This window comes from Janthinobacterium rivuli (assembly GCF_029690045.1).
In the GTDB taxonomy this organism is placed as follows: Bacteria; Pseudomonadota; Gammaproteobacteria; order Burkholderiales; family Burkholderiaceae_D; genus Janthinobacterium; species Janthinobacterium rivuli.
This window is the reverse complement of the sequence record NZ_CP121464.1, coordinates 3,858,746-3,880,870: the sequence shown is the minus strand read 5'-3', so window position 1 is coordinate 3,880,870 and position 22,125 is coordinate 3,858,746. Positions and strand designations below refer to the sequence as shown.

General features: G+C 63.2%; 21 protein-coding genes. 13 read left to right on the top strand and 8 right to left on the bottom strand.

Going from position 1 to position 22,125, the window contains the following annotated elements; translation table 11 throughout:
• Positions 1-98: 98 nt before the first annotated feature.
• Positions 99-2,252: a TonB-dependent receptor gene (locus P9875_RS17625; RefSeq protein WP_278316107.1), complete on the bottom strand. Its 2,154-nt coding sequence runs from the start codon at positions 2,250-2,252 to the stop codon at positions 99-101.
• A 74-nt stretch (positions 2,253-2,326) separates the two neighbouring features.
• Between P9875_RS17625 and P9875_RS17620 the strand changes: the two genes are divergently transcribed.
• A complete protein-coding gene (locus P9875_RS17620; protein ID WP_278316106.1) occupies positions 2,327-2,614 on the top strand; it encodes a hypothetical protein in 288 nt (95 codons plus the stop codon).
• A gap of 2 nt (positions 2,615-2,616) precedes the next feature.
• Entirely contained in the window at positions 2,617-4,848 is a 2,232-nt protein-coding gene (locus P9875_RS17615; protein ID WP_099402183.1) for an NADP-dependent isocitrate dehydrogenase, read from the top strand.
• Between the two features lie 96 nt (positions 4,849-4,944).
• On the opposite strand, the gene P9875_RS17610 is transcribed toward P9875_RS17615, so the two are convergent.
• The 3 genes from P9875_RS17610 to P9875_RS17600 all read right to left on the bottom strand — a co-directional run bounded on the left by P9875_RS17610 (position 4,945) and on the right by P9875_RS17600 (position 7,224).
• Positions 4,945-5,388 carry a DUF411 domain-containing protein gene (locus P9875_RS17610; protein WP_035819413.1) on the bottom strand — a complete coding sequence of 148 codons (444 nt, stop codon included), beginning with the start codon at positions 5,386-5,388 and terminating at the stop codon, positions 4,945-4,947.
• 67 nt (positions 5,389-5,455) lie between these two features.
• On the bottom strand, positions 5,456-5,833 hold the full coding sequence (locus tag P9875_RS17605) for a hypothetical protein (protein ID WP_278316105.1): 378 nt from the start codon (positions 5,831-5,833) through the stop codon (positions 5,456-5,458).
• 47 nt (positions 5,834-5,880) lie between these two features.
• The gene (locus tag P9875_RS17600; protein ID WP_035819410.1) at positions 5,881-7,224 is read right to left on the bottom strand and encodes a sensor domain-containing protein; all 1,344 of its coding nucleotides are present in this window, start codon (positions 7,222-7,224) and stop codon (positions 5,881-5,883) included.
• Between the two features lie 257 nt (positions 7,225-7,481).
• Between P9875_RS17600 and P9875_RS17595 the strand changes: the two genes are divergently transcribed.
• Positions 7,482-9,098, top strand: coding sequence for a hypothetical protein (locus P9875_RS17595; protein ID WP_278316104.1), 1,617 nt, complete (start codon positions 7,482-7,484; stop codon positions 9,096-9,098).
• Between the two features lie 113 nt (positions 9,099-9,211).
• Positions 9,212-10,180, top strand: a complete 969-nt coding sequence (locus tag P9875_RS17590; RefSeq protein WP_278316103.1) for an IS1595 family transposase — start codon at positions 9,212-9,214, stop codon at positions 10,178-10,180.
• Between the two features lie 65 nt (positions 10,181-10,245).
• On the opposite strand, the gene P9875_RS17585 is transcribed toward P9875_RS17590, so the two are convergent.
• Entirely contained in the window at positions 10,246-11,610 is a 1,365-nt protein-coding gene (locus tag P9875_RS17585; protein ID WP_219313833.1) for an amino acid permease, read from the bottom strand.
• A 153-nt stretch (positions 11,611-11,763) separates the two neighbouring features.
• Positions 11,764-12,255 carry an acyl-CoA thioesterase gene (locus P9875_RS17580; protein ID WP_278316102.1) on the bottom strand — a complete coding sequence of 164 codons (492 nt, stop codon included), beginning with the start codon at positions 12,253-12,255 and terminating at the stop codon, positions 11,764-11,766.
• A gap of 85 nt (positions 12,256-12,340) precedes the next feature.
• Here P9875_RS17580 and P9875_RS17575 point away from each other — a divergent pair, with 85 nt between their 5' ends.
• The gene (locus P9875_RS17575; RefSeq protein WP_278316101.1) at positions 12,341-13,063 is read left to right on the top strand and encodes a GntR family transcriptional regulator; all 723 of its coding nucleotides are present in this window, start codon (positions 12,341-12,343) and stop codon (positions 13,061-13,063) included.
• Positions 13,050-13,817, top strand: coding sequence for an SDR family NAD(P)-dependent oxidoreductase (locus P9875_RS17570; RefSeq protein ID WP_235211678.1), 768 nt, complete (start codon positions 13,050-13,052; stop codon positions 13,815-13,817). The genes P9875_RS17575 and P9875_RS17570 overlap by 14 nt, the downstream gene beginning before the upstream one ends.
• 41 nt (positions 13,818-13,858) lie before the next feature.
• On the opposite strand, the gene P9875_RS17565 is transcribed toward P9875_RS17570, so the two are convergent.
• Complete coding sequence (locus tag P9875_RS17565; RefSeq protein WP_278316100.1) at positions 13,859-14,332, bottom strand: heme-degrading domain-containing protein; 474 nt, start codon at positions 14,330-14,332, stop codon at positions 13,859-13,861.
• A gap of 94 nt (positions 14,333-14,426) precedes the next feature.
• On the opposite strand from P9875_RS17565, the gene alkB reads away from it, so the two are divergent.
• The 7 genes from alkB (at position 14,427) to P9875_RS17530 (ending at position 21,691) form a co-directional block, all read left to right on the top strand.
• Positions 14,427-15,089, top strand: coding sequence for a DNA oxidative demethylase AlkB (alkB, locus tag P9875_RS17560; RefSeq protein ID WP_278316099.1), 663 nt, complete (start codon positions 14,427-14,429; stop codon positions 15,087-15,089).
• Between the two features lie 91 nt (positions 15,090-15,180).
• Positions 15,181-16,101 carry a GTP cyclohydrolase FolE2 gene (folE2, locus tag P9875_RS17555; protein ID WP_278316098.1) on the top strand — a complete coding sequence of 307 codons (921 nt, stop codon included), beginning with the start codon at positions 15,181-15,183 and terminating at the stop codon, positions 16,099-16,101.
• A gap of 24 nt (positions 16,102-16,125) precedes the next feature.
• Positions 16,126-16,284 (top strand): hypothetical protein, encoded by a 159-nt coding sequence (locus P9875_RS17550; RefSeq protein ID WP_157814607.1) that lies wholly within the window; start codon positions 16,126-16,128, stop codon positions 16,282-16,284.
• Between the two features lie 87 nt (positions 16,285-16,371).
• Positions 16,372-17,190 (top strand): class D beta-lactamase, encoded by an 819-nt coding sequence (gene blaOXA, locus P9875_RS17545; protein ID WP_278316097.1) that lies wholly within the window; start codon positions 16,372-16,374, stop codon positions 17,188-17,190.
• The gene (locus P9875_RS17540; RefSeq protein WP_278316096.1) at positions 17,187-17,582 is read left to right on the top strand and encodes a hypothetical protein; all 396 of its coding nucleotides are present in this window, start codon (positions 17,187-17,189) and stop codon (positions 17,580-17,582) included. Before blaOXA ends, P9875_RS17540 begins: the two co-directional genes overlap by 4 nt.
• Positions 17,583-17,656: 74 nt before the next feature.
• Positions 17,657-20,110, top strand: a complete 2,454-nt coding sequence (locus P9875_RS17535) for a penicillin-binding protein 1A (RefSeq protein WP_278316095.1) — start codon at positions 17,657-17,659, stop codon at positions 20,108-20,110.
• A 39-nt stretch (positions 20,111-20,149) separates the two neighbouring features.
• Positions 20,150-21,691 (top strand): cryptochrome/photolyase family protein, encoded by a 1,542-nt coding sequence (locus tag P9875_RS17530; protein ID WP_278316094.1) that lies wholly within the window; start codon positions 20,150-20,152, stop codon positions 21,689-21,691.
• A 94-nt stretch (positions 21,692-21,785) separates the two neighbouring features.
• Here P9875_RS17530 and P9875_RS17525 read toward each other — a convergent pair whose 3' ends face one another.
• On the bottom strand, positions 21,786-21,956 hold the full coding sequence (locus P9875_RS17525; protein ID WP_278316093.1) for a hypothetical protein: 171 nt from the start codon (positions 21,954-21,956) through the stop codon (positions 21,786-21,788).
• Between the last annotated feature and the right edge of the window lie 169 nt (positions 21,957-22,125).

Sequence of the window (22,125 nt, the reverse complement as noted above, 5' to 3'; positions counted from 1 at the left end):
TGTTTGCCGATGGCGACAGGGCCGGCAATGGATCCTGTCGCCATCGGCGGTGGGTAGGTCTCTTTTTGCTGCTTTTTTTACTTTGCTGCTGGAGTGCGTTAAAAATCCACGGCGGCCGACAGTTGCACGCTGCGGGGCGCCGATTGCGAGACGGTGCCATACGAGGCCACGCCGGCCCAGTAATGGCGGTCAAACGCGTTCATCAGGCCGGCGCGCAAGGTCGTCGCCTTGCCGGCGATGGCCGTGCGGTAGCGCAGGCCCAGGTCGACCTTGGTCCACGACGGTACCGATTGCAGATTCGTCTGGTCGACAAACTGCTTGCTCGTGTAGCTGACGGCGCCCGTGGCCGTCAGGCCCGGCCAGTACGGCAGATCCCATTCGCCACCCAGGTTGGCCATCGACGTCGGCACGCCGACGGGGCGCTTGCCGATGGTGGCGGCGCTGTTGGTCTTCACCAGGCGCCCGTCGAGCAGGGTGACGCCGGCCAGCAGGCGCACGGCCTTGCTGGCGGCGCCGGACAGGTTCAGTTCCAGGCCCCGGTTGCGCTGCTCGCTATCCATGCTGTAGACCTTGCCATACAGCTGGCCGCTGGGTTTGCTCACCTGGAACACGGCCAGGGTCGCCAGCACGACGCCGAAATCGGCCTTCGTGCCCACTTCATACTGCTTGCTCTTGTAGGGCGTGAAGACCTGGCCTGCATTGTCGGCGATGTTCGGCGCGATATCACCCTTGCTCAAGCCCTCGATATAGTTCGCATACAGCGACACGTGGCGCAGCGGCTTGACGACGATGCCGGCCAGCGGCGTCAGGGCGCCCTGTTTGTAATGCGTGGTGAGCACGCCGCTGGTGGCGTGGTAGTTTTTCGATTCGACCAGCTGGCGGCGCACGCCCAGGGTCAGTTGCACGCGCTGGTCCAGCATGTCCAGCGTATCGGCCACGGCCAGGCTGGAAAGCGTGGAGGCCGACAGTTTCGGCACGCGGGCCGGAGCGGGAATGCCGGGGTCGGGCACGGCGACAGGGTGGTAGATATTCGAAGTGATGAGCTTGCCGGAATTGCTCACGCTGCCAAACTCGTCGCGGTAGACATTGCCCATCACGACCAGCGCATGCTCGACGCCGCCCGTGCGAAAACGCGTGCGCACGCCCGTGTCGGCGCTGGCGCGCCGCACGCGGAATTTCCAATTCATGGGCGTGACCGTCATGTCGCCGGCCGCGCTGGTGATGGTCGGCGTCTGGTCCGAATAGCGCGACACGTCGGAGCGCGTGCCGCCCACATCGGCGAACACGGTCACTTTATCGTTCACATCGTATTCGAGCTTGCCCAGGGTGGCCAGATCGTTGGACTTCCACCAGCCCCAGGACTGGGCGATATTGCGCCGGCCATCGGGCGCTTGCGGCACGGGCAGGCGCGCGGCCACGAGGAAGGGGCGCGTGGGCGCGTCGATCCACTGGTATTGCTCGATCACGTCGAGCGAGGCGCGCAGCCGCTGTCCCTGGTAATCGAGGGCGACGGCCGCCACTTCCGCGCGCGACGTCTGGTGGTCGAGCGGCGTGTGGCCCTGGCGGTGCAAGCCATTGAAGCGGATGCCGAAGCGCCGCTCGTCGCCGAAGCGGCGGCTGACATCGATGGCCGCGCCAGCCTGCGAGCCCGAGCCGTAGTCAAAAGTCAGACGCGTCAGGTCGCGCGGCAGCGAGCGTTTCGGCACGGCATTGACGACGCCGCCCACGCCGCCGTTTGGCGACATGCCGTACAGCAGGGCGGCCGGTCCCTTGAGGACCTCGACGCTCTGCAGGTATTCCGTAAACAGGTGGTAATTGGGCGACACGCCATACACGCCGTCGAACGCCACTTCGCTCAGATTGCCCTCGTTGAGGGGGAAGCCGCGGATGAAGAAGGAATCCGTGACGCCGCCGATCTGGCCCGTGAAGCGGGTGGACGGGTCGCCGCCCAGCACCTCTGCCAGGGTCAGTGCCTGCTGGTCCAACATGCGCTGGCTGGTGTAGCTATTGACGCTGAAGGGCGTATCGAGCAAGTCTTTTTCACCGAGCATGCCGGCGCGCGCGCTTTTGGCGATCTGTCCGCCGGCGTCCGCTTCGGCCTGGCCATTCACTAGCACGGTGGCGAGCGGGGTGGATGCATCGGCCGCCGCCTGGGCGATCGCCTGCGGCGTGACGCTGGCAACGAGCAGGCCGGCGAGGATCAGCCGGGTGGTGAGGTGGGGGTGGGCGAGTGGGGAATGTGGAATGGGCATCAAGGGCAGCGTATAAAGTTAGTAGGGAGGAATTGCATGCACGACATTATAAATGAGAATCATTACGATCCATAATGACTAACATCGTCATCGCTGCCACGCTCACGACCATGCCGCGCGCGTGCCTGGAGGGCATTTCAGCGCGGAAAATGGCCATCCTGGGCCTTCAGATCCCGATATTTGCTGTCTTATATAAGATTCGTCGCCATCGGATACACAAACAGCGGCAGGACAGTCTAAAATACGTGGTGGGCAAGCACGGCGTCACCGCCGGCACACTAGCCGTCCAAAGCAAGGCTAACCGTCCTGTGTTTGGAATGAAGAAAGTTAACCACCAGGCATCACCGCATACAAGGGAATGAACATGGCAACACAAAAATCCAAAATCATCTACACGCTGACTGACGAGGCGCCGCTGCTCGCGACGTATTCCCTGCTGCCAATTATCAAAAAATTCACCGCGCCGGCTGGCGTGGACGTGGTCGCCAGCGATATTTCGGTGGCGTCGCGTGTACTGGCTGAATTTCCCGAATTCCTGACGGACGCGCAAAAAGTCCCGAACACCCTGGCTGAACTGGGCAAATTGACCCAGAATCCGGACACCAACATCATCAAGCTGCCGAACATCAGCGCTTCGCAAGGCCAGCTGATCGCCTGCGTGCGCGAATTGCAAGGCCGTGGCTACAAGCTGCCGGATTACCCGGAAGATGCGAAGACGGAAGAAGAAAAAGCCTTGAAGGCCCGCTACGGCAAGTGCATCGGCAGCTCCGTCAACCCGGTCCTGCGTGAAGGCAATTCCGACCGCCGCGCGCCGAAGGCTGTCAAAGAGTATGCACGCAAGCACCCGCATTCGATGGGCGAGTGGAGCCAGTCGTCGCAGACGCACGTCTCGCACATGCACCACGGCGACTTCTACCATGGCGAAAAATCGCTGACCCTGGAAAAGGCGCGCGACGTCAAGATGGAACTGGTCACGGCCTCGGGCAAGACCATCGTGCTGAAACCGAAGGTTTCCCTGCAAGCGGGCGAAATCATCGACAGCATGTTCATGAGCAAGAAAGCGCTGCTGGAGTTCTACGAGAAGGAAATCGACGACGCCTTCAAGACGGGCGTGATGTTCTCGCTGCACGTCAAGGCGACCATGATGAAGGTCTCGCACCCGATCGTTTTCGGCCACTGCGTGCGCATCTTCTACAAGGACGCGTTCGCCAAGCACGCCGCCCTGTTCGACAAGCTGGGCGTGAATGTCAACAATGGCATGAGCAACCTGTACGACAAGATCGAAACCTTGCCGGCGTCGCAAAAAGATGAAGTGCTGAAAGACCTGCACGCCTGCCACGCGCATCGTCCGGAACTGGCCATGGTCGATTCGGCCAAGGGCATCACCAACTTCCATTCGCCGAACGACATCATCGTCGACGCGTCGATGCCAGCCATGATCCGTATCGGCGGCAAGATGTGGGGCGCCGATGGCCGTCCGAAAGACGTCAAGGCAGTCATGCCGGAATCGACTTTCGCACGGATCTACCAGGAAATGATTGGCTTCTGCAAATGGCATGGCAACTTCGATCCGAAGACCATGGGCACCGTGCCGAACGTGGGCCTGATGGCGCAGCAAGCGGAAGAATACGGTTCGCACGACAAGACGTTTGAAGTGCCTGAAGGCGGCATCGCCAACATCACCGACCTGGAAACGGGCGAAGTGCTGCTGACGCAAACGGTGGAAGAGGGCGATATCTGGCGCATGTGCCAGGTCAAGGACGCGCCGATCCGCGACTGGGTCAAGCTGGCCGTCACGCGCGCGCGCAACTCGGGCATGCCTGCCGTGTTCTGGCTCGATTCCTACCGTCCGCACGAGAACGAAGTCATCAAGAAGGTACAGGTTTACCTGAAGGAGCACGACACCAAGGGCCTGGACATCCAGATCATGTCGCAAACACGCGCCATGCGTTACACGCTGGAACGCGCCTTCCGCGGCCTGGACACCATCTCGGTGACCGGCAACATCCTGCGCGACTACCTGACCGATTTGTTCCCGATCCTGGAACTGGGCACCTCCGCCAAGATGCTGTCGATCGTGCCTTTGATGGCCGGCGGCGGCATGTACGAAACGGGCGCCGGCGGTTCGGCACCGAAACACGTCAAGCAACTGGTGGAAGAAAACCATTTGCGCTGGGATTCGCTGGGCGAGTTCCTGGCCCTGGCCGTGTCGCTGGAAGACATGGGCATCAAGACGGGCAACGCCAAGGCCAAAATCCTGGCGAAAACCCTCGATGAAGCCACCGGCAAGCTGCTGGACAACAACAAGTCGCCATCGCCACGTACCGGTGAGCTGGACAACCGCGGCAGCCATTTCTACCTGGCCATGTACTGGGCGCAAGCCCTGGCTACGCAGAAGGACGATGCGGAACTGGCAGCGCATTTTGCGCCAGTGGCCAAGGCCCTGGCCGACAACGAAGAAAAGATCGTTGCCGAGCTGAAAGCAGTACAAGGCAAGGAAACGGATATCGGCGGCTACTACCTGCCAGATCCGGCGAAGACGGAAGCGGTCATGCGTCCTAGCGCCAGCCTGAATGCAGTGCTGGACAGCATCTGATGCAGTCCTGACAGGCGGCAGGTTTTTTACTGCTGCCTGACACAAAAAACGCCGCCGGAAGCGATTCCGGCGGCGTTTTTCATTTCCCCTCAGTGTCTATTTGTAGTGCTTGTAGACTTCGGTGCTGCCATTGTTCTTGACCAGCAAGACGTCATACGCATCCTTGCGCGGTCCTTCCATGCCTGGCGAACCCATCGGCATAGCCGGCACGGCCAGGCCTTTGGCCTTGGGTTTCTCGCGCAGCAACTGCTTGATTTCGCTGGCCGGTACATGGCCCTCGATGGCGTAGCCGTTGACGAGGCCCGTGTGGCATGAGCCGAGCGCGTCGGGAATGCCGGCCAGCTTGCGGTATTGCGCCGGCATCTCGACATTTTTCGCGCGCACCGTAAAGCCGTTCGCTTCGAGGTGCTTGATCCATGCGGAACAGCAGCCGCACGAGGCGCTCTTGTAGACTTCAATGACGGGCAGGGCCGCCATGGCGAACGTGGGCAGGCCCAGCATGGCGGCGAAGGCGCCGCGCACTAATAAATGTTTGATCATGTGCTGCTTTCAGACGAAGTAGGTCTATCGTGGCCACCTCGGTGGCCTGTGTGGGACGTGCTTGGGGCTATGCGGAAAGCGGTCTCGGCGGCCGGCGCGGGCCGTCGGGAATGAATCCCGTCGGCAAGGTGGACGTTGCGATGGCGACTTGTTGCGCGCCGGTGCAGGGCACGGCAGGCAGGGCGAGGCAGGGCGGCATCAGCGCGCCCGCGCAAAAACTGGAGCAGGCGCCGCATGCGGGGTGCTTGGCAGGGGGCTTGTTGTCTTCTGGCGTGCTGGCGCTGTCCGCGGCGTGATGCTGGCAGGCGGCCGGCACTGCGGCGGCATGTGCGGCAGGTGCGGCTGCGAAAGGCGCGCACGCCAGCATGGCGCCCGCAGCGGCCGCTTGCAGTGGCACCGCCGTGATCAACAGCAGGATCAGCCATGTTTTGAAGAGTCTCAGCATCGCCGGAAAGTATAGCATGCGCGACTGTCGCCAAGGGCGGGCGTGGGCTAGCGCGAAGCGGCGGCCAGCACCTTCGAAGCGTACATGGCCCGGTCCGCATGGCGCAGCAACTGCTGCGTGGTATCGCCGTCTTCCGGATAGTGGGCCACGCCGATGCTGACGGCGATCTGCAATTGTTGTCCGTTGCCCAGGTGCAGCGGCGCAGCCAGGGCCGCATGGATCTTTTGCTCGATCAGGCTGACGTCCACCGGCGCGGCATTGCTTTCCAGAAGCACGACGAATTCATCGCCGCCCATCCTGGCCAGGGTATCGGTTTCACGCATGCAATCGCGCAGGCGGCTCGCCACCGTTTGCAGCAGCAGGTCGCCACAGGCATGGCCGTGCTCGTCGTTGACCCGCTTGAAGTTGTCGAGATCGAGGAACAGCAGCGACAGCCGGCCTTCCTGGCGGTGCGCGCGCGCGAACGCCGTGTGCAGGCGGTCGTGGAACAGACGGCGGTTCGGCAATCGGGTCAGCTCGTCGTGCATGGCCATGAACTGCATTTGTGTCTGCAACTGGCGCCGCTCGATGGCGGTGGCAAGTTGCTTGGCAACAAATTGCAGCAGATCCTGGTCTTGCGCCGAGCCGATGACGGCGTCCTGGCCCCCTTGCAGGGCCAGCGCGCCGATGCTGCCCAGGGAAGAATACAGCGGCACGGCCAGCCAGCACGAGGACAGGGCGCAGGCCGCCGTTTGCAGCGCCGCCGGCAGGCCGGCCAGTTGGCCCGCCTGCAGACGCAGCGGACGGCCGCTGCGCAGCACTTCGTCGCACAGCAGGCTGGCCAGCGACGAGGTTGGCTGGGGCGCGCTGTCGTCGGCATGCGAGGTCATCGGAGCTTGCACGCCGTGTTCGTCATGCAGCAGCAAGGTCAGGCTGCGCGTCGGCAAGTGTTCGCCGATGATGAGCTGGATGCGGTGCAGCAAGGCGGGCAAGTCTTGCGTCGCCTGCATGGCTTCGGAGATGGCGTACAGCGCAGCCTGCTTTGCCTGCGCCTGTTTCAGCAAGGTGATGTCGCGCGCCACCGCCACGCGCAGCTGGTCGGCGGCGGACCAGCGGGCGGACCACATGATGTGCGCCAGGCTGCCATCCTTGCGCAGGTAGCGGTTCTCGAAGTGCGTCTGCGCATGGCCATCCATGATGGCTTGCGCGGCGGCCAGGGTGCGCGCGCGGTCGGCGGGAGCGACCAGGTCGAGCATGCGCTTGCCGATCATTTCCTGCTGCGTATAGCCGAAGATGCGTTCGCAGGCGGCGCTGACGAAAACAAAGCGCCCCTCCACGTCGACCATGCACACGGCATCGAGCAACAAGTCAGTAAAGCTGGCCAGCGGGGCGTGCAGAATCTTGTGTTCCATATTGGCATTTTAATGGACATTCCCGGCAGAGATTCAACTTGTTGTGGGTAGTCAAGGCTGGCGGCATGAAAATGTTTCATTTCCCCGACGCTCATGCTTTGTCGTTTCTTGCCGTTAATGCAGTATTGCCATGCAGTACTTGCCATCACGCCAGATAACGTGACGCCAGGTTTGCCTGGCGCCAGGTGATTGCAAAAAAACTAACCATATCGAACTTTTATGATGCCTCTTCTCTCCATTTGCAAGGTGACAGCGCCATGACCTCCATTTCTCCACTGTCCAACTGGAATAGCGCCCCGTCACGGGCCTCCGCCACCACGTCGAACCGCCCGGAGGCGCCGGCGCCCGCATCTACGCCGTCTGCCATCGTCGCGCTCAGCCCGGAGAGCGTGAACGACGGCAAGCCGGCAGCGTTCGTGAAAGCGCCCATGGTGTGGGAAAGCACGACGCGCGACAAGGTCAGCGAAGCGATGACGAAGAGTTTCTCGTCGTACGCGTTTGGCGGCCGCTTCAGCGGCCTGGGCGCGGCCATGCTGGGACAGGCCAAGCTGGGAAACTATAATTTCTCGCAGGCGATGCGGCAGCCGCCGCCAAGCACCACGCCGAATATCTATGGCGCATCCGGCATCGCGCCCGGCAGCCTGCATGGCAATGGCGAAGACCGGGTGTCCCTCAGCATCACCACCAAGAGCGGCGTCGAAGTCAAGCTGTCGCTCGACAGCCAGGGCGACGGCCTGGCCGTGAACATGACGACCAGCGGCGACCTCAGCGACGCTGAAGCGAGCGCCCTGGGCGAGCTGGCGAAAGGTTTCCAGGAAGCCATCGACGGCATGGGACAAAGTACGCCGAAAATCAAGCTGGAAGGCTTGATGCAGTTCGACCAGCAGGTGCTTGAGTCGGTGAAGCTGCATGCGGAAGTGAAGGTGCGCGGCGAGCCGGAAAGTGTTCAAACCCTCGATTTCCAGGCTGATGGTGCGCAGCGCAAGGTCAGCTTCAGCGGCTTGGCCGGCAGCGTCGACCTGAAGGTCGACGCCAGCCAACTCAATACCCTGGGCAGCAAGGAGCGCCAAGCCAAGGCGCTGGACAGTTATATGAAGCAGTTCGACCAGGCGGCGTCGCGCGGCCATGGCGACGCGGGCCTGGTGTCCATGCTCAAGGATAGCTTCACTGCCTTGCACAGCAACGCCGCCGCGCCACAGGTGGCCACGGACAGTCCCGCGACGGGCAAGTGGCGCCTGGCGGCCGAGGACAAGTCCATCCTGACGGGACTGGCCGATTTCAGCGCCTCCGTGTCGCAAACCGTGAAATTCAGCAATCCCATGCGCAGTGCGGAAAGGGATGGCTTCAATTATGAAGTGTCGCAAAAGACGGAGCAGGCCGGCGCCAGCCAGGACGAGCGGTCGATCCGGCAGCAGCAGCAATCGAAGCTGAGCGCCAGCTTCCATGAAACGCTCGTCCCCGGCGTGCCGCTGCGCCTGCTGGACAATACGGAATCGCAGAACTACACCTACCATCAGATCGAGGATACGGCCAGCAGCGATGCGCAAGTGGCGTACAAGGATGGCAAGATGGTCAAGGCGAGCTTGCGGCAGGAGGGCAACCAGTCCGAGCGCGTCATGAAGTATTTCCTGGGCAAGCTGGAATCGGACAAGACCACGCCAGGCAACTATTCCGTGCTGCGCGACCTGCTGCCCGTGCTGGGGCCTTACAAGACGGACGAGCTGGGCATGACTCCAGAGAAAAAGGCGGAGCAGCGCCAGCAGGCGATGCTGACCTTGAGCGACGACGTGCTGCTGCAGTCGTATGCGGGCATGACCATCAGCACGTGGCGAGCCGATGTGCTGCCGGCGGAGAGTGGGGCCGCCACGGCGTAAAACCGGCAGCCTCCAATGTCAAAGGCTCTGTCATCGGCAACTAGGGGAAATTCTGGAATCTTCCCTGGACTGTGCTGTCTGACTCTGCATATCAATCACGCAGGGAGCAGATCATGCGGCCAGCCGAATGGATCACCTTGATTGCGCAGTTTGCTCAGTTGAGCCAGCGTCAGCGGCAAGCAAGCATTGCCCTGCTGTGTGGCAGCGCGCCACACGACGCGACCGTCGCGCTGCTGGAAAGTGTGGTCCAGCCGCGATTGGCCTGTCCCGCCTGCCATTCAGAGCACCTGCATCGGCACGGTCATGCGCACGGCTTGCAGCGCTACCGCTGCGTGCCTTGCGGACGCACCTTCAATGCGCTCACCGGCACGCCGTTGGCCCGCTTGCGCCATAAATCGCTGTGGCTCGATTACGCCGATTGTCTGCTGGCATCGGATTCCGTACGCAAGGCGGCTAGCCAACTGGGCGTGCACCGCAACACCACGTTTCGCTGGCGCCACAGGTTTTTATCGCTGGCAAAGACGGACCGGCCGCATGGCCTGCATGGCATCGCCGAGGCCGACGAGTTATATCTACTGGAGTCGGAAAAGGGATCGCGGCATCTGACGCGTCCGGCCCGCCGCCGGGGCGGCCATGCCCACAAACGCGGCATATCGAGTGAGCAGGTCTGCATCCTGATAGCGCGCGACCGCACGGGCCAGACCCTGGACTTCGTCACAGGCAAAGGGGCATTGACGAAAGCGCAGCTGCATCATTGCCTGTTACCCGTTATCGACAAGGACGTCTTGTTGGTCACCGATGGCCATGCCGCCTATCGGGCTTTTTCCAGGGAAGCGGGCATCAGTCATCAGGCCGTCAACTTGCGCGCCGGCATCCGCGTGCAGGGCGCCGCCCATGTGCAGAACGTCAATGCCTATCACAGCCGTTTGCGGCAATGGCTGGGTCCGTTTCATGGCGTGGCGACGCGCTACCTGCCGAACTACCTGGGATGGCGCTGGATACTCGACGCCAGGCGTATCCGCTCACCGGAAACGTTATTGAAAGCAACGCTGGGCGCATTCCCACATTTGACGGTGACATAGCCATGTCAAAAGCCCGTCTGCGAAGACGGGCTTTTTGTTTGCCGATTGCAAAATACAGCGCAAGCCTATGCTTTGGCCTTGCTTTGCTTGATCCAGTAACCGACGCCCAGCGCGGCGAGCCACACGGGTATCAGGTAGACGGAGATGCGCAGGCCTGGCGTCAAATACATGATCACCAGAATGCCGGCCAGGAACACCAGGCACAGGTAGTTGGTGAACGGGTAGCCCAGGCTCTGGAACAGGGTCGTCTTGCCTTCGATTTTTTTCTGCGCGCGGAAGCGCAAATGGATCCAGCTGATCATGGCCCAGTTGATGATCAGCGCCGACACGACGAGTCCCATCAGCACTTCGAACGCTTCGCCCGGCATGAAGTAATTGACCACCACGCAGGCGCCCGTCGCCAGGGCCGATACGCCCAGCGCCACCAGAGGCACGCCGCGGCGGTTCAGGTGCAGCAGCGCGCGCGGCGCATTGCCTTGTTTGGCCAGGCCGAACAGCATGCGCGTGTTGCAGTACACGCCGCTGTTGTAGACGGACAGGGCGGCCGTCAGCACCACCACGTTCAGGGCCGTGGCCACCAGATTGCTGTCGAGCGCATGGAAGATCAGCACGAAGGGGCTGCCGCCGGTGACGACGTTTTGCCACGGGTACAGCGACAGCAAGATGCCCAGTGCGCCGATGTAGAAAATCAGGATGCGGTAGATGGCCTGGTTGGTGGCGCGCGGAATCGTCGTGCTCGGATCATCCGCTTCGGCCGCCGTGATGCCGACCAGTTCCAGGCCGCCGAACGAGAACATGATGACGGCCATGGCCATCACCAGTCCCTGCCAGCCATTCGGGAAGAAGCCGCCGTGCTGCCACAGGTTGGCCACCGAGGCTTGCGGACCCGCGTCGCCGGAAGCGAGCAGGTATGCGCCGAAGACGATCATGCCGATGATGGCGACCACCTTGATCAGGGCGAACCAGAATTCCATCTCGCCGAAGGCCTTCACATTGAGCAGGCTGATGGCGTTGATGACGCAAAAGAAGATCAGCGCCGAGACCCAGGTGGGCACGCCGGGCCACCAGTACTGCACATAGATGCCGACGGCCGTCAGTTCGGCCATGCTGACGAGCACATACAGCACCCAGTAATTCCAGCCCGACAGGAAGCCGGGCAGGTGGCCGCAGTATTTGTCGGCAAAATAGCTGAAGGAGCCGGCGACGGGTTCGTCGACCACCATCTCGCCCAGCTGGCGCATGATCAAAAAGGCGATGACGCCGGCGATGCCGTAGCCCAGCAGAACCGAGGGGCCGGCCATCTTGATGGTTTGCGCGATGCCCAGAAACAGGCCGGTGCCGATGGCGCCGCCCAGGGCGATGAGCTGGATGTGGCGGCTTTTCAGGCCGCGCTTGAGCTCTTGTGGTTCGGTATTCCCGACTGCCGTCATATGTTTTATCCTGTTTTTACGGGGCTGAGGTCGCTGATTCTAAAGCATGCACGGGCAAAGCAGGAGCGAAATGCATGTTGCACTGCGGAGGCGCAAGAAAAGCCCCGCATCTTCGCCGAACGGCGCGCAAAACGGCGGCCCAGGCGTCCGCTTTTACGCGCCGGCCGCGACGATGGCCGGTTCGTACACGGCCAGAAACTCGGGCGGCAGGCGGCGCGCGCGGCCGCTGCTCAATTCAATGCAGATCAAGTCCCAGCGTCCGCGCACGACGGTGGCGCCGTCGCTGTCGCGGATCAGCTGGAAGCGCCGTTCCATGCTGGAGCGGCCATCGCTGGCGCACAGCCAGGTGGCCAGGGTCAGCGCTTCGCCGGCCCGCGTCGGCAGCAGGTAGTCGTATTCGCCGCGGCGTATCGCCATGGCCCGGTCCAGGCGCCGGTAATCGTCGAGGTCCAGCCCCAGGGTGGCCGAATGGTGCCAGGCGATATGCTCGCACCAGCGCACGTAGACGGCGTTGTTGGTGTGCTGCAAACCATCGATGTCGCCCGCTTCGGGCGTGACGGGCAGGGTGTGGGCATGCGGATAATCCCAGTTCAAATGCAATCCTTTCGAGACGGTGGCGGCTGATTGTACGGCCTGGCGGCGCATGCTGTCTTCGGCGCACGCAGGGAAAAACACTGTTTTTCACATTGATGTATGATGCATCATAATTTTTCAACGATCAAACACACGCATGAACCATCAATTGGACAGTCTGGTGCACGTCAATCTGGGCAAGTCCGTGTATGCCATGCTGCGCGAAGCGCTGGCGGCCGGGCGTTTCCAGCCGAATGACCGGTTGCGCATCCGTGAGCTGGCGCTGCAGCTGGGCACCAGCGTCACGCCCGTGCGCGACGCCATGCTGCAGCTGGTGCAGGAAGAGGCGCTGGTGCTGCGCTCGCCCCGTGACTTCCGCGTGCCCGTGCTCAGCGTGGCGCGCTACCTGGAAATCCGCGCGCTGCGCCTGGAACTGGAAGGCCTGGGCGCGTTCGAAGCGGCGCAGCGCATCGACGACGCTACCCTGGCCGACCTGGAGTGCCTGCTGCAGGCGAATGAAGAGGCCATCGCCCGGCACGACCTGGCGGCGGCCCTGCAATGCAACCAGGCGTTTCACCTGGGCCTGGCGCAGGCGGCCGGCATGCCGACCTTGAAACGCTTCGTCGACCATTTGTGGATGCAGACGGCGCCCCTGATCGCCGCCGGCTACGCCAGCTTTTCGCCCGACATGCGGGTGGGCCACCACCACGCCATCATCAGCGCGCTGCGCCAGCGCGACGGCGCGGCCGCGCGGCGTGCCATCGAACAGGACATTCTCGACGGCGGCACGCAGATGCTGGCCTATGTCATGCGCCAGGAGCGCATCCACGCCGGCACAAGCGAACAAGAACAGAACGAGGAAGAACATGACGCACATTGAGCACAAGATTGAACAGAAAATGGAACAGAAAACCGCCATCGTCACCGGCGCCAGCCGCGGCATCGGCCACGCCGTCGCGGAACGCTTCCGCAGCCTCGGCTGGCGGGTCATCACCGTCTCGCGCAGCCCGATTCCCGGCGGTTGCCCGCGCAGCCAGGAGCACAACACGCATGTGTGCATGGATTTGTCGGACCTGAGCCAGATCGGGCAGATGGTCGAGACCCTGCGCCCCATGCTGGGCGACTCGAAACTGCACGCCCTAGTCAACAATGCGGGCGTGTCGCCGAAGGGGCCGGGCGGCTCGCGCGTCAATTCGCTGACCACCGACATGCAGACGTGGCAGGAAATGTACAACACCAATTTTTTTGCGCCGCTGGCGCTGACGCGCGGCTTCGCGCAGGAATTGTCGAACGCGCACGGCGCCGTCGTGAACCTGTGCTCGATCGCCGGCTACCGCGTGCACCCGTTTGCCGGCTCCGCCTATGCCAGTTCGAAGGCGGCGCTGGCGTCGCTGACGCGCGAAATGGCCAACGACATGGCGCCGCTGAATGTGCGCGTCAATGCCATCGCGCCGGGCGAGATCGACACGGCGATTCTGTCGCCCGGCACCTCGCACATCGTCGACACGCAAATTCCCCTGCGCCGCCTGGGCACGACGGCCGAAGTGGCCGATTTGGTGGAGTTTCTGTGCAGCGAGCGCGCCTCGTACATCACGGGCGCGGAAATTCCCATCGACGGCGGCCAGCGCATTTAGAGCCTGTCCCGGTAGCCGGCGCGGATGGCGCCTGCGAGGCGTCAGTGCGCGTCCAGCTGCGCCTGCAGCGCGGCCACCACCAGCGCGTGGTCGTCCGCCTGCGCCAGGCCGGAAACGGTGACGGTGCCGACCAGTCCCACGCCGCGTATCAGCAGGGGAAAGGCGCCGCCGTGGCCCGCGTATTCGATGTCATCGAGGTATTTCACGTCTTCGAAGGTGCTGCCGCGGCTTTTATACGAGATGCCCATGTAATAGGAGCTGCGGCAAAAGCGCTGCACCGTATTGTTCTTGCGGCGTATCCAGTCCGCCTGGTCGGCCGTGGCGCCCGTCATGGCGTGGTGGAACAGCACTTGGCCGTTGCGCGTGATGTTGACGGTGACGGCCTTGCCCCGCTTGCGCACTTCTTCGACGATCCACAGGCCCACGGCCAGCGCGGCGTCGTTGTCGAAGCGTTCGAATTGCAGGGTTTCTTCCTGCTGCGCCAGGGTTTGCAGCAAATCGGCGTAATGATCCATCGTCAGGGAGTCGGGTAGTGGCTGGAAGCGCTACTGTAGCGCACCATGGGGCGGCCGCGCGCGCTTTTTCCATGGCGCGGCTAAAATAGGCGGCATGAACCTGTCCCTGTTCGCCGATGAAGAACAAGTCCCGGCCGGCCCCGTGCCGCTGGTGCCGGGCTCGTGCGCGTCCGTCCTGCTGCGCGCTTTCGCGCTGCCTTACCTGGACGAGCTGCTGCCGGCGCTGGACTCCATTGTGCTGGCCGCGCCCCTGCGCCACATGGCCACGCCGGGCGGCTTGCGCATGTCGGTTGCCATGAGCAATTGCGGCCCCCTGGGCTGGGTCACGGATGGACGCGGCTACCGCTATGCGCGGCGCGATCCGGACAGCGGTCTTCCCTGGCCGCCGATGCCGCCCGTGTTCCTGCGCCTGGCGCAGGCGGCGGCGCAGGCGGCCGGCTATCCGGGCTTTGTTCCCGACGCCTGCCTGCTCAACCGTTACGCGCCCGGCGCGCGCATGGCCCTGCACCAGGACCGCGATGAATGCGATTTCAACGCGCCCATCGTCTCCGTCTCGCTCGGTTTGCCCGCCACCTTCCTGTTTGGCGGCGCCGAGCGGGCCGACAAGGCGGCGCGCATCGGCCTGCTGCACGGCGACGTGGTGGTGTGGGGCGGCGCCGACCGCCTGCGCTTCCACGGCGTGGCGCCCCTGAAGGAGGGCGAACACGCGGTGCTGGGCCCGCAGCGCATCAATCTGACGTTTCGCAAGGCCAGCTGACCCGTCAATACGCCCCATTAATGCAAGATACTTGCAAATGCGGGGATTTTTCTTCATGATATGCAACTTGTTTGCATATGGAGTTGTCACCATGAAGCGCGATTCGATTTCCTCGCCCCTGCCTGACGTGGCGGCCGGCCCACATCTGGGCAGCCCCTTGCCGCTCGAGTGGGTCGGCATGCAGGGCATCGCCTTGCCCCTGTGGCTGGAAGAGGGCGGGCAGGCGCAGCAAGTGCATGCCTGGGCCGACGTGCAAGTCGATTTGCCCGACCCGCACGTCAAGGGCATCCACATGTCGCGTTTGTATCTGCTGCTCGATGCGTTTGCCGCCGCGCAGCCGCTCGATGCGGGCGCGCTGGCCGCCGTGCTGCGGCGCATGGTGGACAGCCACGCCGATTGCGGCAGCACGCAGGCGCGCCTGGCGCTGGCGTTTCCCTTGCTGCGGCGCCAGCCGGCGCTGCTGACGGCGGGCTTGTCGGGTTGGAAATCGTATCCCGTGCGCCTGCAAGCCAGTGTTACTCCGCAGGGCTTTGCGCTATCCCTGACGGTGGAGATCGGCTACTCGTCGACTTGCCCATGTTCGGCGGCGCTGTCGCGGCAACTGCTGGCCGACGCCTTCGCGGCGCGGTTCGGCGCGGGCGGCATCGACGGCGCGGCCGCGCGCGCCTGGCTGCAGGAACACGCGAGCCTGGCCACGCCGCACAGCCAGCGCAGCACGGCGATGGTCACCGTGCTCTTGACGGAGCAGGCGGAGCTGGAGCTGTTTCCCCTGATCGACTTGGTGGAAGCGGCGCTGGCGACGCCGCTGCAGACGGCCGTGAAACGGGCGGACGAGCAGGCGTTCGCGCGCCTGAATGGTGCTAACCTGATGTATGTGGAAGATGCGGCCCGCCGCGTGCAGGCGGCGCTGGCGCCGCGCCATCCGCAGGCGCGTGTTACCGTACGGCATATGGAAAGCCTGCATCCGCACGACGCCGTGGCACAGGCGGGCAAGCTTGCCGGAGAATACTAGTCAACCACCCTGGAGGAGCACAGCATGCCGGAGAAAATCGAGCGGGAAGTCAATGATGACAGCCTGGAAGCGGAACTGGAACGCGAACGGCGCGAGCATGCGCTGATCGACGAGGAAAAGCTGGGCATGGACGAGCTGGAAGAGGAGCGGCTGAAGCGGGAACGCCAGCCGGGCGGTCACTAACGTCAAGGCAATGTTATCAGCGCTGGCATCGCGCCGTGCTGCCCGGTACAATTTCGCTTTGTCCTTCTCCCCCAACCCCGGAGGCCCATGAAATATCGCGCATTGTTCCAGTTTATCCTCGGCCTGACGGCCGCCACCCTGGCCGCTTCGCAGGCCAGGGCCGCCACCATCTGCACGGCCATGGCCGATGCCAAAACGGGTGCCGTCTTGCTGCAAGAGGGCAATTGCCTCGACAGAGTCACCCCCGCATCCACGTTCAAGATCGCGCTCAGCCTGATGGGCTATGACGCCGGCTTCCTCAAGGACGAGCACAAGCCGGCCCTGCCGTACCGTCAGGGCTACGTGGACTGGGGCGGCGAAGCCTGGCGCCAGGATACGGACCCGTCGCGTTGGATGCAGTATTCCGTCGTCTGGTATTCGCAGCAGATCACGCAGGCGCTGGGCGCCGAGCGCTTCCAGAAATACGCGAAAGCTTTGCGCTATGGCAATGCGGATGTCTCGGGCGATCCGGGCAAGGACAACAGCCTGGAGCGTTCGTGGATCAGTTCTTCGCTGAAAATCTCTCCGCTGGAACAGCTGGGGTTCTTGCGCAAGCTGGTCAATTATCAGCTGCCCGTGACGAAACAGGCGATGGAAGCAACGCAGCGCCTGACCCGCCTGGCGGACGTGGGCGGCTGGCAAGTGCATGGCAAGACGGGCGCCGCCTTCCCGCGCAAGGCCGACGGCAGCTTCGACGAAGCGCATGGCTACGGCTGGTTCGTGGGCTGGGCCAGCAAGGGCGAGCGCAGCATCGTCTTTGCGCGCCTGGTGCAGGATGACAAGAAGGGTGAGCAGTCGGCCGGCTTGCGCACGCGCGACGCCATGCTGAAAGAATTGCCGGCGCTGATGGAGCAGGCGCAGAAGTGACGGCCAGCATCGTTGCCGCCACTTTCATCGCTTCCGAAGGCGAGTACCTGGAAGCCGTCATCGAAGTGGGCGGCCAACGCCTGTACGTGATGGACGAGTTTGGCGGCGGGCAGATGGCCGCCGGCACGCAAGTCCAGCTCGAACTGTGGCCCATGCCCGGCGAGCTTGACGACTGGGACGCCATCTTCCGCGCCAACCCGGGTGAAGAAAAGCGCTTGCAGCGCCTTGATGGCTGGCGCTATCTGGCGCTGGGCGTCGTGACCCAGGTCGATCCCGTCATCTGCGACTGCGGCCTGCTGCAACTGGAAAACCCGTTTACGACGCATGACGCGCGCTGCGTGGGCGCGTATGTCGGCGTCACGCTGGCGCGCCTCGATGCTTGCCTGGCGTAAATTCCGGCCCGCTTTGTTGCCCGCCCTATATACTTGCTGAAACGGATTTCCCGGCATCAGACAAGGTTACAAGCATGGCATCAGGCATGGAGCAGTTTCAGGAAAAAGCACGGCAGGCATGGACATGGGCGCGCGCGCAAGCCTTGCGCGTGGCGGGAGTGGCGTGGACAAAGGCGGTGGCGCTGTACCGGCGCGGCCACGCGCACTTGATGACCCTGCCGCCCGTACGGCGCGCGCTGGTGCTGGGGCTATGGTCTTTCCTGGCCGTGCTGGCGCTGCTGACCGTGTACATGCTGTTGCTGATTCCCCTCACGCCCAGCATCCATGACTTGCGCCAGGCGCGCGCGGCCGCGCCGAGCACCATGGTCAGCGCCGATGGCGAGGAACTGGCCCGCTTCGACCAGGGCTTGCAGGAACGGGTCACGCTCAAGCAGATTTCGCCGAACGTGATCAGCGCCTTGATCTCGACGGAAGACCACCGCTTCTACGACCACCACGGCATCGATTTTACGCGCACGGCGGGCGCCGTCTTGCACACCGCAAGCGGCAACCCCCAGGGCGGTTCCACCATCACGCAGCAACTGGCGCGCAATATGTTCCCCGAGGAAATCGGCCGCTCGCGCAACCTGAACCGCAAGCTGAAGGAGCTGATCACGGCCCTGAAAATCGAGGCCACCTACAGCAAGACGGAAATTCTGGAAGCCTATCTGAATACGGTACCCTTCCTGTACAACACTTACGGCATCGAAATGGCGGCCCGCACCTACTTCGACAAGCCCGCCTCGCGCCTCGACATCCTGGAAAGCGCCACCCTGGTCGGCATGCTCAAAGGCACGAATTACTACAATCCGGTCGGCAACCCCGAACGTTCCCTGCAGCGCCGCAACGTGGTGCTGGGGCAGATGCGCAAGCATGACGTCATCGACGAGGCGCGCTATAAACAGTTGATCAAGCGTCCGCTGCGCCTGCATTTCGAGCGCCAGAGCGAGCGGGCGCAATCGGACAGCCATTTCACGGCCTATGTGCGCAAGTGGCTGATCGAGTGGGCCGACGAGAACGACTACAACCTGGAACGCGATGGCCTGGTGGTGCACACCACGCTCGACCATGACTTGCAGCAGGCGGCCGAGCGCGCCGTCGAGCGCCAGGCGAATGCCCTGCAGGCGATCGCCGACGTGGAATGGAGCCGCGCCGGCGTGCCGTCGTCCACCTCGACGGGCATGTACGCGGGCATGCAGGGCGGCAGCGTGGCCTTCGATTATTTCTGGAAATCGCATCCTGGCTTGCTCGACAGCTTCGTGCGCGAGTCGGGCGACTACCGCAAGCTGACGGCGGCCGGCGGCACGCCCGAGGCGGCGCTGGCGCAACTGAAGGGCGACCGCGCCTTCATGGCGGCCCTGCGCAAGTCGAAGACGCGCCTGGAAGCGGGCTTTACGGCCATGGACCCGGCCACCGGCGCCGTGCGCGCCTGGGTAGGCAGCCGCGACTTTGCGCGCGAACAGTTCGACCACGTGTCGCAGGCGGCGCGCCAGCCTGGCTCGACCTTCAAGCCCATCGTGTATGGCGCGGCGCTGGAAAAAGGTTTAAGTCCCGAGCACGTCTACCGCGATGAAGTGATGGATATCAAGGCGGCCGACGGCACCAAATGGCGCCCGACGGACATGAGCGGCACGACGGGGCGCGACATGACCATGCGCGACGGCCTCGTGTATTCGAAAAACACCATCACGGCGCAAGTGATGCAGGACGTCGGCTTGCCGCCGATCATCAAGCTGGCGCGCGCGCTGGGCATTCGCGACAGCAAGCTGGAAAAAGTGCCGTCGCTGGCGCTGGGCACCAGTCCCGTCACCTTGCTGGAAATGGTCAACGCCTACGCCAGCATCGCGGCCCAGGGCGAGGCGCGCCTGCCGTTTGTCGTCACGCACATCACCGACCGCGAAGGCAAGGTCATCGCCCGCTTCGGCGAAGACAAGCCCAAGCGCGCCATGCAGGAAGCATCGGCCGCCACCCTGACGGACATGATGCGCGGCGTGATCGACCGCGGCACGGGCACGGCCATCCGCAGCCGTTTCGGCATCCGCTCCGACGTGGCCGGCAAGAGCGGCACCACGCAAAACAATGCGGACGGCTGGTTTATTTTGATGCACCCGGAACTGGTGGGCGGCGCCTGGGTCGGCTTCAATGACGCGCGCGTCACCATGCGCAGCAATTACTGGGGCCAGGGCGGCCACAACGCCGTGCTGGTGGTGGGCGACTTCTTCAAGACGGCGCTCGACACGGGAAAACTATCGCGCGACGCCATCTTCCCCGGCGGCAAGCCACCTCCGCCGCTGCGCCACGTGGAGCCGGTCGACGAGCCCGAGGACGAACCGGTGGAAGAGCCGGGTGACTTGCTGCAGGAAGGCGCGCCGCCGGCGCCGCTGGCCATGCCGCCCGAAGGCGAGGGCGGGCAGGAGTCGCATGGCAAGGCGGTGCAGGAGGCGGCGCCTGCGCCTGCTCCCGCAGCGCAGCCGGTGCCGCAAGGATAAGCGCCGCCATGGCGATTTCAACCATTGCAAAGAATAATCATGACCTCACCGAAGCCCACGCTGCGCCTGATACTCGGTGACCAGCTCAATGCACGGCATCGCTGGTTCACCGAGCTTGATGGCGCCACCATCTATGTCTTGATGGAGGTGCGGCAAGAAACCGATTATGTGCTGCATCATGCGCAGAAAATCCTGGCGATCTTCGCTGCCATGCGCGAGCTGGCGCGCCAGTTGCGCCAGCTTGGCCACACCGTGCATTACATCGCCATCGACGACGTGGAAAGCACGCTGTCGATACCGGAGAATATCGAAGCGCTGATACGCCACTATGACGCCGCCGCCTTCGAATACCAGGCGCCCGACGAGTGGCGCCTCGACCAGCAGTTGTACCAGGCCGGGCGCCGTTCGCGCATTCCATGGCTGATGGTCGACAGCGACCATTTCTACACGGCCCGCCACGAGGCTGCCGATATTTTCGCCGGACGCAAGCAATGGCTGATGGAGTTTTTCTACCGCCAGATGCGCAGCACGCATCAGGTGCTGATGGAAGACGCGAAAAAGCCCGTCGGCGGCCAGTGGAACTTCGACCACGATAACCGCAAGCCCTGGCGCGGCACGCCCGCCGAGCCGCAGGATCCGCGCACCGTGCATGACCATTCTCGGCTATGGCAAAGCATCGTTGCCGCAGGCGTGAAGAGCTTCGGCGCGCCGCATGCCGACCGGCTGGCGTGGGCGCTGAACCGGGATGAAGCGCTACAGCAGCTCGATGCCTTCATTGTGCGGGCCTTGCCGCATTTTGGCGACTTCCAGGATGCGATGAGCGTCAAGGCGTGGCGCTTGTTTCATTCCCTGCTGTCGTTCGCGCTGAACGTGAAAATGCTCAACCCGCGCGAAGTCGTCGCCAGGGCGCAAGCGGCTTATCAGGCGGGCCATGCGCCGCTGGCCGCGGTCGAGGGTTTTATACGCCAGATACTGGGATGGCGCGAATATGTGCGCGGCGTGTATTGGGCCCATATGCCTGGGTATGCCGAGAAGAATTTCTTTGGCCATGCGCGCCCGCTGCCGGCATGGTTCTGGGATGGCAAGACGAAGATGCATTGCCTGTCGCAGGCGATCACCCAGTCGCTGGACCAGGCGCATGCGCATCACATCCAGCGCCTGATGGTGATCGGCAATTTCGCGCTGCTGGCCGGTCTCGATCCTGCCAGGGTGCATGGCTGGTACCTGGGCATTTATATCGATGCCTTCGAGTGGGTGGAACTGCCCAACACCGTCGGCATGAGCCAGTTCGCCGATGGCGGGCTGCTGGCCACCAAGCCGTATGTCTCCAGCGCCGCGTATATCGACCGCATGGGCGATTATTGCAAGGGCTGCCATTACGATAAAAAGGCGCGCATCGGCGAGCGCGCCTGTCCCTTCAATGCCCTGTACTGGGATTTTTTCCATCGCAACGCGGACACATTGGAACGCAATCCCCGCATAGGCATGGCGTATCGCCAGCTGGAGAAGATGGACGAGGCGGCAATCGCCGATTTCAAGGAACAGGCGCGCAAGATGCTGGCAAACCTCGATGCCTTGTAATACCCCTGCTTATGGCAAGGCATTGCGCCTCAAGCCCGCTTCCCGCACGGTGGCAGTCCAACTGGAAAAGTGCCGCGTGGGGCCGGCAGTCTGCTTACCATTTGGGCTCACGTGACCAGCGTAGCACCGTGGCAAGCCTGATCTTCACCGAATAGTCCTCTCCCGTTTCATGCTCCAGCCACAGGATGCCGTCTTCGATGCTGACCCAGGCATCGACTATACGCGTGTCGAACGGCATCGCCGTGTCTTTGATATCAATCTTCATCCGTCCAGACTCAACATTGAGCGACCTTAATACCCGCGTCGTTCGCTGCGTAAACTCGATGACGTATGAAGTGTTTCTTTTTTTTACCATCCGGAATGCTCGCCCAAAATGCTTTGAATATCTTTTAAATATTACTATATAAAAATTTTCTCTAGCGCACGAAGGAATC

Bases quoted from the DNA above. Each gene is read 5' to 3' on its own strand.
- P9875_RS17570 (WP_235211678.1), top strand. From the start codon at position 13,050: ATGACGCACATTGAGCACAAGATTGAACAGAAAATGGAACAGAAAACC.
- P9875_RS17615 (WP_099402183.1), top strand. From the start codon at position 2,617: ATGGCAACACAAAAATCCAAAATCATCTACACGCTGACTGACGAGGCG.
- P9875_RS17625 (WP_278316107.1), bottom strand. From the start codon at position 2,252: ATGCCCATTCCACATTCCCCACTCGCCCACCCCCACCTCACCACCCGG.
- P9875_RS17530 (WP_278316094.1), top strand. From the start codon at position 20,150: ATGACCTCACCGAAGCCCACGCTGCGCCTGATACTCGGTGACCAGCTC.
- P9875_RS17605 (WP_278316105.1), bottom strand. From the start codon at position 5,833: ATGCTGAGACTCTTCAAAACATGGCTGATCCTGCTGTTGATCACGGCG.
- P9875_RS17585 (WP_219313833.1), bottom strand. From the start codon at position 11,610: ATGACGGCAGTCGGGAATACCGAACCACAAGAGCTCAAGCGCGGCCTG.
- P9875_RS17600 (WP_035819410.1), bottom strand. From the start codon at position 7,224: ATGGAACACAAGATTCTGCACGCCCCGCTGGCCAGCTTTACTGACTTG.
- P9875_RS17590 (WP_278316103.1), top strand. From the start codon at position 9,212: ATGCGGCCAGCCGAATGGATCACCTTGATTGCGCAGTTTGCTCAGTTG.
- folE2 (WP_278316098.1), top strand. From the start codon at position 15,181: ATGAAGCGCGATTCGATTTCCTCGCCCCTGCCTGACGTGGCGGCCGGC.
- P9875_RS17580 (WP_278316102.1), bottom strand. From the start codon at position 12,255: ATGCGCCGCCAGGCCGTACAATCAGCCGCCACCGTCTCGAAAGGATTG.
- P9875_RS17575 (WP_278316101.1), top strand. From the start codon at position 12,341: ATGAACCATCAATTGGACAGTCTGGTGCACGTCAATCTGGGCAAGTCC.
- P9875_RS17535 (WP_278316095.1), top strand. From the start codon at position 17,657: ATGGCATCAGGCATGGAGCAGTTTCAGGAAAAAGCACGGCAGGCATGG.
- P9875_RS17620 (WP_278316106.1), top strand. From the start codon at position 2,327: ATGACTAACATCGTCATCGCTGCCACGCTCACGACCATGCCGCGCGCG.
- P9875_RS17610 (WP_035819413.1), bottom strand. From the start codon at position 5,388: ATGATCAAACATTTATTAGTGCGCGGCGCCTTCGCCGCCATGCTGGGC.
- blaOXA (WP_278316097.1), top strand. From the start codon at position 16,372: ATGAAATATCGCGCATTGTTCCAGTTTATCCTCGGCCTGACGGCCGCC.
- alkB (WP_278316099.1), top strand. From the start codon at position 14,427: ATGAACCTGTCCCTGTTCGCCGATGAAGAACAAGTCCCGGCCGGCCCC.
- P9875_RS17525 (WP_278316093.1), bottom strand. From the start codon at position 21,956: ATGAAGATTGATATCAAAGACACGGCGATGCCGTTCGACACGCGTATA.
- P9875_RS17565 (WP_278316100.1), bottom strand. From the start codon at position 14,332: ATGGATCATTACGCCGATTTGCTGCAAACCCTGGCGCAGCAGGAAGAA.
- P9875_RS17550 (WP_157814607.1), top strand. From the start codon at position 16,126: ATGCCGGAGAAAATCGAGCGGGAAGTCAATGATGACAGCCTGGAAGCG.
- P9875_RS17595 (WP_278316104.1), top strand. From the start codon at position 7,482: ATGACCTCCATTTCTCCACTGTCCAACTGGAATAGCGCCCCGTCACGG.